The organism is Kitasatospora sp. NPDC057500, assembly GCF_042802195.1.
In the GTDB taxonomy this organism is placed as follows: Bacteria; Actinomycetota; Actinomycetes; order Streptomycetales; family Streptomycetaceae; genus Kitasatospora.
This window is the reverse complement of record NZ_JBHVER010000098.1, coordinates 16,627-28,922: the sequence shown is the minus strand read 5'-3', so window position 1 is coordinate 28,922 and position 12,296 is coordinate 16,627. Positions and strand designations below refer to the sequence as shown.

The window sequence follows — 12,296 nt, the reverse complement described above, 5'->3', positions numbered from 1 at the left end:
GCACCCGTGTGCCGGGCGGGGAGGGCCCCCGGTTAGGCTCGGGCCGTGCCCGAACCCGTGACCTCCCCGCCCGCGCCCGCTCCCCCCGCGGACGGCCGGCCGGCGCGTTCGCCGTGGCCCCGGTTCGCCCTGCTGGTGGCGATCCTCGCCGCGGTGAGCGGCGCGCTGCTGCTGTGGAGCCCGACCGCGCTGCTCGACGGCGGGCTGTCCGACGGGACGCCCTGGTACTGGCGCGTTCCGCTGTTCACCGCCGTGTACGCGCTCGGCACGGTGGCCTTCTTCCCCCGGCCCGCCCTGAACGCGGCCGCCGGGCTGCTGCTGGGCGTGCAGCAGGGGCTCGCGCTGGCCGTGCTGGGCACCACGCTCGGCGCGGCGATCGCCTTCTGGCTGGCCCGCCGGCTCGGCCGGGACGCGCTGCGGCGCCTCCTGCGCGGACGGCTGCTGCTGGCGATGGACCGGCACTTCACCGAGCAGGGCTTCCGCAGCATCCTGCTGCTGCGCCTGCTGCCCGGACTGCCGTTCCAGGCGGCCACCTACGGCGCGGCCGTCTCCGGGGTCCGGTTCCCGCCGTTCATCCTCGCCACCGCGCTCGGGGTGGTCCCGGTGACCGCGGTCTACGTCGCGGCGGCCGCGACCGCGCGCGAGCCCGGGTCGACGGGATTCCTGGTCTCGGCCGGGCTGATCGGGCTGATCGGCTTCCTGGCCATGGTCCCGGTGGTGCGGGCGGCCCTCCGCCGACGGCGCGCGGTCCAGGCCTGAGCGCCGGGCGCCCGGGCGGCACGCCGGGCGCGGGACACGCCGATGCGCTCGGCCGGGCGGGGCAGTTGTCAGTGCCGCGTGAAATCGTTCCCGCATTGTTGACAGAAGGTCAATTGCACGGCGGCCGCGACCGATATCGTCTACGCGCGCAACCGTACGTCCCTCTCCTGCGTCGCTTCCAGTGCCCGGGTCCGCCCCGGCCACCGGCGCGGCGCGACCCGTACGGACGGCGCGAGCGGGCACGAGACCGGTGATCAGTGCGATACTCGGACAGTTCCGACGAGTGGATGACGTGTCAAAAGGGCACGCGCACCGGGGGACCTGTACGGAACAGAGGCAGGGAGGCGCGGCATGGGAGCACTTCGCGACGAGCACCACAACGGGTGGCTGATGCCCTCCGGGAGCTACCCGGCCGCGGTGTACGAGGACGAGTGGGTCGATCAGGAGACGGTACCGTCCTCCCCCGCCCCGGCGAAGATCGTCTCCCTGCGGCCGACCGGATTCGAGGCGGCCCGCACGGTCGGCGAGCACATCCGGGCGAGCACCCCGGTGGTCATGGACCTCACCGAGATGGAGGAGGCCGAGGCCAAGCGCATGGTCGACTTCGCCTCCGGTCTGATCTTCGGCACCCGCGGCGGCATCGAGCGGATCGCCCGGCGGGTGTTCCTGCTCACCCCGGCGGACATCGAGGTGATGGTGATCGACCGCCCGCTCGACGACACCGGCTTCTACAACCAGAGCTGACCGGCCACGACGGACCGGAACGAGAACCGGGGACGGCACCCGCCGTCCCCGGTTCTTCGTCGTCCGGGCACCGTACGGCCGCGCCTCGGACGAGACGGCCGGATTAATTCTGAGACATCAACGTCTCATTCGACGTACACTCGTTCCATGGCCACCGATCGTGACTCCGTGCTCGAAGCCGCCGTCGGCGTGCTCTCCCGCCGCCCGACCGCCCACCTCGACGAGATCGCCCGCGCCGCGGGCATCAGCCGCGCCACCCTGCACCGGCTCTTCCCGGGCCGGGACGCGCTGATCCGCGAGGTCGGCATGCTCGCGCTGCAACGCCTGGCCGCCGCGCTGGACACCGCCGGGGTCGACGAGGGCGACGCGCACGCCGCGCTGCGCCGGCTGATCGACGAGATCGTCCCGGACGCCATGCTCTGCGCCTACCTGACCGGCGAGAGCCAGCTCTACGACGACGAGGCGGTCAACGACCTCTGGGAGGCCCAGATCGCCCGGCTGAACGCGCTCTTCCTGCGCGGGCAGCAGCAGGGGGTCTTCCGGATCGAGCTCTCCGCGGCCTGGCTCAGCGAGGCGTTCTTCGACCTGCTCGCCGGGATCGGCTGGGCCGTCCAGGACGGCCGGCTGGCCCCGCGCGACGCCACCTTCTCGCTCGCCGAGCTGTTCCTCGGCGGCGCGCTGCGCACCCCGCGACCGCACTGACCACCACCCCCAATCCACCGCACCTCGGACCGGAAACCGGACACCGATACCCATGAGCAGCACCGTCCACCTCCAGCCCCGCCAGCGCTGGACCGGCCTCGCCGTCCTCGTCCTGGCCGTCACCCTGGTCGCCGTCGACGCGACCGTCCTGTCCCTGGCGATCCCCTCGATCAGCGAGACCCTGCGCCCCAGCGGCACCCAGCTGCTGTGGATCGGCGACGCCTACTCCTTCGTGCTCGCCGGCCTGCTGGTCTCGATGGGCTCGCTCAGCGACCGGATCGGCCGCAAGAAGCTGCTGCTCGTCGGTGCCACCGCGTTCGGCGCCGCCTCCCTGATGGCCGCGTACGCGCCCGGCGCCGGCTGGCTGATCCTGGCCCGGGTGCTGCTCGGCGTGGCCGGAGCGACCATCATGCCCTCCACCCTCTCGCTGATCCGCACACTCTTCCCGGACGACCGCGAGCGGGCCACCGCGATCGGCATCTGGGGCGCCGCCGCGTCCGCCGGCGCCGCGCTCGGCCCGGTCGTCGGCGGGGTGCTGCTGGAGCACTTCTGGTGGGGCTCGGTGTTCCTGCTGAACATCCCGGTGCTGGTGCTGCTGCTGGTCTTCGGCGCCTGGCTGCTGCCGGAGTCCAAGGACCCGGAGCCCGGCCGCTGGGACGTGCTGAGCGTGCTGCTGTCGCTCGCCGGGGTGATCGGCGTGGTCTACGCGATCAAGGAGGCCGCGGCGCACGGCGTCGCCCGCTGGGACGTGCCGGTCGCGGGCGTGCTGGGCGCGCTGGCGCTGGTCGTCTTCGTCCGCCGCCAGCTGCGGCTGGAGACGCCGCTGCTGGACGTCCGGCTCTTCGGCGACCGGCGCTTCACGGCCGCCGTGCTGGCCTCGCTGATCGCACTGATCGGGCTCTCCGGCATCGTCTTCGTGACCTCGCAGTACCTCCAGCTGGTCCGCGGCTACCCGCCGCTGAAGGCCGGGCTGGCCGAGCTGCCGGCCTTCGCCGGCGCGATCGCCGGCGGTCTGCTGACCGCCCGGCTGGTGCGCCGCACCGGCGCCCGGGCGGCGCTCACCCTCGGCCTGCTGGCGATGGGCGTCGGGATCGGCCTGCTGGGCTGGATCCAGCAGGACACCACCTACCTGGTGCTGGCCGCCGCCTTCCTGCTGGTCGGCACGGCCGAGGGCGTGGTCTACACGCTCGGTGCGGACCTGGTGCTGGGCGCCGCTCCGGCCGACAAGGCCGGCGCCGCCTCGGCGGTCTCCGAGACGGCGTACGAGCTGGGCACCGCGCTCGGCATCGCCCTGGTCGGCTCGGTGGTCGGCGCGCTCTACGTGGACCGGCTGGCCGTCCCGACCGGGACGGACCCGGCCGCCGCCCAGCAGGCCGGCGAGTCGCTGGGCGGCGCGGTGGAGGCGGCGCACGGGCTGCCGGACGCGCTGGCCGGGCCGCTGCTGGCGAGCGCCAAGGAGGCGTTCGTACACGGCGTGAACGTGGCCGGGATGCTGGCGGGTGCACTGCTGCTGGGCGCGGCGGTGCTGGCCTGGCGGCTGCTGCGGGGCGCCGGGACCGGGCAGCCGGAGCAGTCGGAGCCGTCGGCGCAGGAGCAGGAACGCACGCCCGAGAAGGCCAACGCCTGATCCGGCGGAGAACGCCGCGGTCCCCCGTCCCCCCCTTCGCGGGGGGGCGGGGAACCGTCGTGTGCAGGGCTCCCGGGCGGTCAGACGGTGCCGAAGGGGAGCTCCAGTTCCGCCCAGACCACCTTGCCGTCCCTGGTCAGCCGGCTGCCCCAGCGCTGGGCGAGTTCATTGACCAGGAACATGCCCCGGCCGCCCTCGTCCTGTTCGGCGAAGGGGCGCAGCTGGGGCGTCTGGCCGCCGGCGTCGGAGACCTCCACGGTGAGCACCCGGTCGCGGAAGAGCCGCAGCCGGCGCGGGGCGTCGGCGTGCAGCAGGGCGTTCGTGACCAGCTCGCTGACCAGCAGCTCGGCGTAGTCGGAGAGCGCGCCCAGGCCCCAGGCGTCGAGGGTGGCGCGGGTGAAGCGGCGGGCCTTGCCGGGCAGCCGGCCGCCCCCGGTGAGCGGCAGGGTGGCGACCCGGTCGGCGGGCAGCGGCAGCACCCGGGCCATGATCATCGCGATGTCGTCGTCGCTGCCGCCGCTGACCAGCGCGCCGAGGACGGCGTCGCAGCTCTCCTCCAGGGTCCGGCCGCGGCCCGCCAGGGTGCGGGCGAGCAGGTCGATGCCCTCGTCGAGGTCCTGGCCGCGCCGTTCGACCAGGCCGTCGGTGTAGAGGGTGACCATGCCGCCCTCCGGCAGGGCGAACTCCACCGACTCGAAGGCCACCCCGCCGACGCCGAGCGGGACGCCGGGCGGCATCTCGACCCGGCGGGGCGTGCCGTCCGGGGCGACCCAGACGGGTGGCAGGTGTCCGGCCGAAGCGACCTGGAGGGTGCGCTCCAGCGGGTCGTAGACGGCGCAGATACAGGTGGCGAACTGGCCCTCGCCGATCCCGGAGGCGGTCTCGTCGAGCCGGGTGAGCACCTGCTCGGGCGGCATGTCGAGGGTGGCCAGGGTCCGGGCGACGGTGCGCAGCTGGCCCATGGTGGCGGCGGCCCGGATGCCGTGGCCCATGACGTCGCCGACGACCAGTGCGACCCGGCCGCAGGAGAGCGGCACGACGTCGAACCAGTCGCCGCCGACCTCGCTGGTGACGCTGGAGGGCAGGTAGCGGTAGGCGATCTCCAGGCCGAGGGTGCGGTGGATCTCCTGGGGCAGCAGGCTGCGCTGGAGGGTGAGCGCGGTCTCCCGCTCCCGCCGGTAGAGCCGGGCGTTGTCGATGGCGAGGGCGGTGCGGGCGACGAGTTCCTCGGCGAGCGCGACGTCGGCGGCGGTGAACGGCTCGGGGTTGCGCATCCGGATGAACTCGGCGCCGCCGAGGACCATGCCCCGGGCGGTGACCGGCAGCATCAGATAGGAGTGGATCCCGGCCGCGAGGCCGGGGGCGACCCGGTCGGGGGTGGCGACCAGTCCGCGCAGCACCTCGGCGTCGACGTGGGAGCGCAGCAGCGGGCGGCCGCTGCGCAGACACTCGTTGTAGCTGCGTTCCGGGGAGTACTCGGAGACCTCGCCGACGACGTCGACGGCGTGCGCGAGCCCGGTCTCGTAGGCCTCGCCGACGGCGAGGGCGCGCAGCTGGACGGGGCGGTCGGCCGGAACGGGGGTGGGTTCGGCGCCGCGCAGCACGGTTTCCAGCAGGTCGACGGTGGCGAAGTCGGCGAACCGCGGGACGACCGCCTCGATCAGCTCCTCGGCGGTGCGCTGGAGGTCGAGGGTGGTGCCGATCCGGGCGGTGGCCTCGGCGATGGTGGCGAGGCGTTCCTGGGCGCGGGCGGCGCGGGCCTCGGCCTGGAAGCGCTCGGTGACGTCGATGATCGAGGAGCAGACGCCGAAGACCCGGCCGGTGGAGTCCTCCAGCCGGAAGTAGGAGGCGGACCAGGCGCGGTCGCGGCGCGGGTCGCCGGGGACGCGTCCGTGCGAGCGGGCGTCGACCACGGGCCGGCCGGTGGCCAGCACCTGCTTCATGAGCTGTTCTATCTCGGTGCTGTTGATGCCGGGCAGGATGCTGCTGATCCGCCGGCCGAGGTGCTCGGCGACGGGCAGGCCGTTCATCCGGGCCAGCGACTCGTTGAGCCGGACGTAGCGCAGTTCGGTGTCGTAGACGGCCATGCCGATCGGGGACTGGCCGAAGATGCCGTCGAGGACGGCGAGGTCGGCCTCGACCCGGTGCAGGGCGGCGGTGTCGGAGGCGGTGGCGAGCAGCAGCAGGGTGCCGCCGGGGCCGGCGATCGGGTAGGTGCGGAACTCCAGGTCGACGGTGTGGCCGTCGCGGTGGCGGACCGGGACGACGCCGGACCAGCCCTTGCCGCCGAGGATGCGGTCGAAGAGTTCGAGGGTCTCGGGGCGGTCGCTGTCGTCGGTGAGCAGCCGGGCGGCGTGGTTGCCGACGGCCTCCTCGGCGGTCCAGCCGAGCAGGGCCTCGGCGTCCTCACTCCAGTGCAGGATCAGCCCGTCGTCCTGGAGCAGGGCGGTGGCGAGCGGGACGAGGCGATGGCCGTCCAGGCGTGCGGGGCTGGCGCCGGCTCCGGGGCCGGTGGCGTTGGTGGCGTCCCACTCGTCTCTCCGCATGATCAGGCTGTACCCCGGTTCGGCTCGTGCCCGGCCGGGCGGTCCTCGTGGTTCCCTGCGGCCGGGGTTCTTCTCCAGACTGCACGGACATCGGCCGCCCGGCGACCCCTTGGTGAGGGGCGCCGGTCGTCCAGGTGTACGGGCGTCATGGGCCTACCGGCCGCAGCGTACTCTCCAGAAGGCCCGCCCACTGCCGGATCACCCCGGATCGTCGGGCGCTGTCGTCGGTGAGCAGGTTGGCGAGGCCGAGTCCGCGGGCCATGTCGAGGGTGGCCTGCACGGTTTCGCGCACGCCCGGGCGGGTCTCGTCGGCGCCGAGGAACTCGACGGCGGCGCGGTGCGCCTCGCGGCCGACCCGGCTCTCCAGTCCGATGATCCGCTCGCGCAGCGGCTCCTCGGTGGCGGCGGCGACCCACAGGTGGAGGGCGGCGCGGAACAGCGGGCCGGTGTGGAGCCGGACGATCATGTCGACGACGGCCTCGGTGCGGGCGGGGCCGGCCTGCGGCAGCGTGCCGGCGTCCGCCCGGACGGCGGCCAGCCGCTCGGCGGCGACGTGCTCGACGGCCGCGGTGAAGAAGTCCTCGCGGGTCGGGAAGTGGTGCTGGGCGGCGCCCCGGGAGACGCCGGCCCGTTCGGCGACGACGGCGACGGTGGAGCCGTTCCAGCCCAGCTCCGCGAGGCAGTCGACGGCCGCCGCCAGCAGCCGGGCCCGGGTGGCGCGGCTGCGTTCCTGCTGGGGGGTGCGGGCGGCCGGGTGGGTGCTCATCTGCGGCGGCGGTCCTGTCCGTGGGGGCTGGCGGCTGGTCGATCCTCGCAGACGGCGGTGGGGGCGGTGCGGCCGGTCGGGGACGGCCGCACCGTGGACGGCGGGCGGCCGGTTCAGCGGGCGGCGGCGGCCTCGCGCTCGCGCAGCTCGCGGCGGAGGATCTTGCCGGCCGGGGACTTCGGCACGGCGTCCAGGAACTCCACCGCGCGCACCTTCTTGTACGGCGCGACCTGGCCGGCCACGAACGCGGCGACCTCTTGTTCGGTGAGCGCGCTGCCGGGGGCCCGGACCACGAAGGCCTTGGGGCATTCGGTGCCCTCGGCGTCGCACACCCCGATCACGGCGGCGTCGGCGATCTGCGGGTGGCTGAGCAGCAGGGCCTCCAGTTCGGCGGGGGCGACCTGGTAGCCCTTGTACTTGATCAGCTCCTTGACCCGGTCGACGATGTGCAGGTAGCCGCGCTCGTCGACGAAGCCGATGTCGCCGGTGTGCAGCCAGCCCTCGGCGTCGACCGTGGCGGCGGTGTCGGAGGGGCGCCCGAAGTAGCCCTTCATCACCTGCGGGCCGCGGATCAGCAGCTCGCCGCACTCGCCGGTGCCGAGGTCGGCGCCGGTGCCGTCGAGCGCGGTGACCCGCAGCTCGGTGGAGGGCACCATCCGGCCCACCGAGCCCGGGGAGGGGTCCGGGTCCCTCGGGTCCATCACGTGGCAGACCGGGGAGAGCTCGGTCATGCCGTAGCCCTGGAGGATGTGCGTCAGGCCGAGGCGGCGGGCGCAGGCCTCGGCGAGCTCGCCGTCCAGCGGGGCGGCGGCGCACAGCAGGTACTCCACCGAGGAGAGGTCGTACTGCTCGACGACCGGGTGCTTGGCGAGGGCGAGGACGATCGGCGGGGCGGCGAGCACGGACTGCACGCGCTGGTCCTGGACGGTGCGGCAGAACTGTTCGAGGTCGAAGCGGGGCAGTACGACGACGGTGGCGCCGCAGCGCAGCGGCTGGTGGAGCAGGGCGGCGAGGCCGTAGATGTGGAAGAACGGCAGCACGGCGAGCAGCCGCTCGCCGGGCTCGGGGCGGAAGACGGCGTCGGTCTGGGCGAGGTTCGTGGCGATCGAGCGGTGGGTGAGCATCACGCCCTTGGGCAGGCCGGTGGTGCCGCTGGAGTAGGGCAGGACGGCCACGGCCTCGGCCGGGTCGAGGGTGATCTCGGGCTCGGGGCCGGTGGAGGCGAGCAGGTCGGCGAGCGAGAGGTGGCCCTCGGCGCCGTCCAGGACGATCGTGCCGGCCAGCGGGCGGCCCTCGGCGGCGAGCTTGTCGGCGGCGGCCCGGGCGGTGGGCAGGAAGGGTGAGACGGTGATCAGCCAGCGGGCACCGCTGTCGGAGAGCTGGCCGGCGAGGTCGCCGGGGGTGGTGAGCGAGGAGACGGGGGTGACGGTGGCTCCGGCCCGGGTGGCGCCGAAGAAGGCCATCGGGTAGCGGATGCTGTTGGGGCTGAGCAGGGCCACCACATCGCCCTGGCGGACCCCCGCTTCGGCGAGTCCGGCGGCCACCCGCCGTACGGCGTGGGCGAGTTGCGCGTAGCTGACGGTCTCGCCGGTGATCCCGTCGATGAGAGCGGGCCGGTCGCCGTGGCGCTCGGCCTCGCCGAGCACGGCGTCGTGCAGGGCGAGGTCGACGATGCCGACGTCCGGGAACTCGCTGTGGAACACCAAGGCGTGCCTCCTGTGCGGTAGTTGGCGCGGGGCGGTACGGCCGGCTGGAGGTCGTGGGCGACCGGCCGTGCGGCGTGCGGGACAGGAGCATACGGACAGTGGGCGCCCGGTGCGCCCCAGTGACGGACGTTTGGCGGAGCGCGCGGGGCGCAGGGGTGGCGCGGAACGGCGAATGTCGAGGTCGGGAAGGGTCGGCGGGGTACCCGCCCGGGGGGTCCGGTCAGATATCAGAACGATGATGCGACGATCCGTTCGAGGCGCTGCGCGGGCCGTCGCCGAGGCCGTCCGCCGGCGCCCGCGCGCCGGTCCGCCCGTCAGTAGGACTTCGGCAGGCCGAGGGTGTGCTGGGCCACGTAGTTGAGGACCATCTCCCGGCTCACCGGGGCGACCCGGCCGACCCGGGTGGCGGTGAGCAGCGCGGCGAGCCCGTACTCCTGGGTGAGGCCGTTGCCGCCCAGGGTCTGCACCGCCTGGTCGACGGTCCCGGCGGCGGCCTCGCCGGCCGCGTACTTGGCCATGTTGGCGGCCTCGCCGGCCGCCGCGTCCTCGCCCGCGTCGTACAGCAGCGCGGCCTTCTGGGTCATCAGCCGGGCGAGTTCGACCTCCACCGCGCACCGGGCGAGCGGGTGCGCGATGCCCTGGTGGGCGCCGATCGGCGCGGACCAGACGGTGCGGGTGCGCGCGTACTCGACGGCCTTGCCGAGCGCCTGGCGGGCGAGGCCGAGGGAGAACGCGGCGGTCATGATCCGCTCGGGGTTGAGGCCGGCGAACAACTGGAGCAGTCCGGCGTCCTCGTCGCCGACCAGTGCCGAGGCGGGCAGCCGGACGTCGTCCAGGAAGACCTGGAACTGTCGTTCGGGGGCGACGAGTTCCATCGGGATCGGACGGTACTCGAAGCCGGGCGTGTCGCGCGGTACGACGAACAGCGCGGGTTTCAGCCGCCCGGTGCGGGCGTCCTCGGTGCGGGCGACGAACAGCACGGCGTCGCAGTGGTCGATGCCGGAGACGAACACCTTGCGGCCGGTCAGCAGCCAGTCACCGCCGTCGCGGCGGGCGACGGTGGAGATCCGGTGGGAGTTGGAGCCGGCGTCCGGCTCGGTGATGCCGAAGGCCATCCTGCGGCTGCCGTCGGCGAGGCCGGGCAGCCAGTGGCGCTTCTGCTCCTCGGTGCCGTAGCGGGCGATCACGGTGCCGCAGATCGCCGGGGAGACGATCAGCAGCAGCAACGGGCAGCCGGCGGTGCCGAGTTCCTCCAGCACGATCGCGAGGTCGGCGATCCCGCCGCCGCCCCCGCCGTACTCGGCGGGGAGATTGACGCCGAGGTAGCCGGCCTTGCCGGCCTCGGCCCAGAGCTCGTCGGCGGGCCGGTGCTCCCGGGCGCGGGCGAGGTAGTAGGCGGAGCCGTAGCGGGCGCCGAGGCCGGCGACGGCGGAACGCAGGGCGCGGCGTTCGGGGGTTTCGAGGAGCTGGCTGCCGATGGCGGACATGCGCGGTCCTTCCTCAGACCTCTTCGGGGGACTTCACGACGGCGAGCACGGCTCCGGTCTCGACCTGCTCGCCCGGCACGGCGCGGAGTTCGACGAGGATCCCGTCGGCCGGGGCGGTGATCCGGTGCTCCATCTTCATCGCCTCCAGCACCAGCAGCGGCCGCCCGGCGGTGACGGCGTCGCCGACGGCGGCGGTGACCCGGACGACGGTGCCCGGCATCGGGGCGAGCAGCGCGCCGGGGTCGGTGCGCACCCGGGCCTCGGGGAAGCGCGGCAGGGCGGTGAGCGCGGTGGCGCCGAGCGGGGAGTCGACGTGCACCCGGTCCCCGTAGCGGGCGACGCGGTAGGCGCGGCGCAGCCCGTCCTCGCACAGCACGACCAGGCCGGGCGCGGCCTCGACCAGGCCGACGCCCGGGTGGCCCTCGGCCCGCAGACCGGTGCGGGTGAGCCGGTAGCGGACCTCCAGCTCGGCGCCGTCGTCCGTGCGGTAGCGCTTGAGCTGCGGCTGGGAGGGCAGGTTGCGCCAGCCCGAGGGCAGCGCGGTGCGGCGTCCGGCGGCGTCGGCGAGGGCGGCGGCCAGGGCGGCCCGCGCCGTCCGCCGGGCGTCCGGCGGGGCGGTCAGGGCGTCGGCGTGTTCGGCCAGGAAGCCGGTGTGCAGCCGTCCGGCCAGGAACGCCGGGTGACGCAGCGCACCGACCAGCAGCTCCCGGTCGGTGGCGGGCCCGTGGATCCGGGCGCGGGCGAGCGCGTCCGCCAGCCGGCGCGCGGCGGCCTCCCGGGTAGGCGCCCAGGCGATCACCTTGGCGAGCATCGCGTCGTAGTGCGGGGTGATCTCGGTGCCGCCCCCGACCCCGGAGTCCAGGCGCACTCCCCTGCCGGTGAACTCCTGGTGATCGACGGTGAGTTCGAGTCGGTGCAGGGTGCCGGTGGCGGGCCGCCAGTCGTGCGCCGGGTCCTCGGCGTAGAGCCGGGCCTCGATCGCGTGGCCGGCCGGCGGCGGGGCGGCGGGACCGGGCAGGGGCCGTCCCTCTGCGACGGCGAGCTGGAGGGCGACCAGGTCGAGGCCGGTGACCGCCTCGGTGACCGGGTGCTCGACCTGGAGGCGGGTGTTCATCTCCAGGAACCAGCACCGGCCGTCCGCCGTGAGCAGGAACTCGGCCGTTCCGGCACCGGTGTAGCCGATCGCCTCGGCGGCGGTCACCGCGGCCTCGTGCAGGGCCGCGCGGACCGCCGGGCCGAGCCCGGGTGCGGGGGCCTCCTCGACGACCTTCTGGTGGCGGCGCTGGAGCGAGCAGTCCCGGTCGCCGACCGCCCAGACGGTGCCGTGCGCGTCTGCGAGCAGCTGCACCTCGACGTGCCGGCCGGCGGGCAGGTAGCGCTCGCAGAACACCTCGTCGGAGCCGAAGGCCCCGGCGGCCTCGGCGCGGGCGGCGGCGAGTGCGGCCGGCAGCTCGGTGAGGGTGCGCACCACCCGCATGCCGCGCCCGCCGCCGCCGGCCGCCGCCTTGACCAGCAGCGGCAGGTCGGCCTCGGTGGGCGCGTCGAGCGCGTCGAGGACGGGCACCCCGGCGGCGGCCAGCAGGCGTTTGGCGGCGGTCTTGGAGCCCATCGCCTCGATCGCCTCCGGCTGCGGGCCGACCCAGCGCAGCCCGGCCGCCCGGACGGCACGGGCGAAGCCGGCGTCCTCGGAGAGGAAGCCGTAGCCCGGGTGGACGGCGTCGGCGCCGGCGGCCAGCGCGGCCTCGACGATCCGCGCGCCGTTCAGGTAGGTGTCGGCGGGTGCGCCGCCGGGCAGCCGGACGGCGGTGTCGGCCTCGCGGACGTGCGGGGCGTCGGCGTCGGGGTCGGCGTACACGGCGGTGGTGGCGATGCCGAGCTCGCGGCAGGTGCGGAAGATCCGGCGCGCGATCTCGCCCCGGTTGGCGACCAGCAGGTTGGTGATCACGTGGTTCCTCCCTC

The 12,296-nt window shown here is 74.8% G+C and carries 9 protein-coding genes; 4 read left to right on the top strand and 5 right to left on the bottom strand.

Annotated elements, in window-relative coordinates:
- The first annotated feature begins 45 nt into the window (after nucleotides 1-45).
- The 4 genes from ACFU74_RS21285 (at nucleotide 46) to ACFU74_RS21270 (ending at nucleotide 3,832) form a co-directional block, all read left to right on the top strand.
- On the top strand, nucleotides 46-759 hold the full coding sequence (locus tag ACFU74_RS21285) for a VTT domain-containing protein (protein ID WP_380758965.1): 714 nt from the start codon (nucleotides 46-48) through the stop codon (nucleotides 757-759).
- Nucleotides 760-1,110: 351 nt separating this feature from the next.
- Nucleotides 1,111-1,503, top strand: a complete 393-nt coding sequence (locus ACFU74_RS21280) for a cell division protein SepF (RefSeq protein WP_380758963.1) — start codon at nucleotides 1,111-1,113, stop codon at nucleotides 1,501-1,503.
- 147 nt (nucleotides 1,504-1,650) lie between these two features.
- A complete protein-coding gene (locus tag ACFU74_RS21275; protein ID WP_380758961.1) occupies nucleotides 1,651-2,205 on the top strand; it encodes a TetR/AcrR family transcriptional regulator in 555 nt (184 codons plus the stop codon).
- A 52-nt stretch (nucleotides 2,206-2,257) separates the two neighbouring features.
- Nucleotides 2,258-3,832: an MFS transporter gene (locus tag ACFU74_RS21270; protein ID WP_380758959.1), complete on the top strand. Its 1,575-nt coding sequence runs from the start codon at nucleotides 2,258-2,260 to the stop codon at nucleotides 3,830-3,832.
- Nucleotides 3,833-3,912: 80 nt separating this feature from the next.
- On the opposite strand, the gene ACFU74_RS21265 is transcribed toward ACFU74_RS21270, so the two are convergent.
- The 5 genes from ACFU74_RS21265 to ACFU74_RS21245 all read right to left on the bottom strand — a co-directional run bounded on the left by ACFU74_RS21265 (nucleotide 3,913) and on the right by ACFU74_RS21245 (nucleotide 12,282).
- Nucleotides 3,913-6,378, bottom strand: coding sequence for a SpoIIE family protein phosphatase (locus ACFU74_RS21265; protein ID WP_380758957.1), 2,466 nt, complete (start codon nucleotides 6,376-6,378; stop codon nucleotides 3,913-3,915).
- Between the two features lie 145 nt (nucleotides 6,379-6,523).
- Nucleotides 6,524-7,144 (bottom strand): TetR/AcrR family transcriptional regulator, encoded by a 621-nt coding sequence (locus ACFU74_RS21260; protein WP_380758955.1) that lies wholly within the window; start codon nucleotides 7,142-7,144, stop codon nucleotides 6,524-6,526.
- 113 nt (nucleotides 7,145-7,257) lie between these two features.
- Nucleotides 7,258-8,850, bottom strand: a complete 1,593-nt coding sequence (locus ACFU74_RS21255; protein WP_380758953.1) for a 4-coumarate--CoA ligase family protein — start codon at nucleotides 8,848-8,850, stop codon at nucleotides 7,258-7,260.
- Nucleotides 8,851-9,164: 314 nt separating this feature from the next.
- A complete protein-coding gene (locus ACFU74_RS21250) occupies nucleotides 9,165-10,337 on the bottom strand; it encodes an acyl-CoA dehydrogenase family protein (protein ID WP_380758951.1) in 1,173 nt (390 codons plus the stop codon).
- A 13-nt stretch (nucleotides 10,338-10,350) separates the two neighbouring features.
- Nucleotides 10,351-12,282, bottom strand: coding sequence for a biotin carboxylase N-terminal domain-containing protein (locus tag ACFU74_RS21245; RefSeq protein ID WP_380758949.1), 1,932 nt, complete (start codon nucleotides 12,280-12,282; stop codon nucleotides 10,351-10,353).
- Between the last annotated feature and the right edge of the window lie 14 nt (nucleotides 12,283-12,296).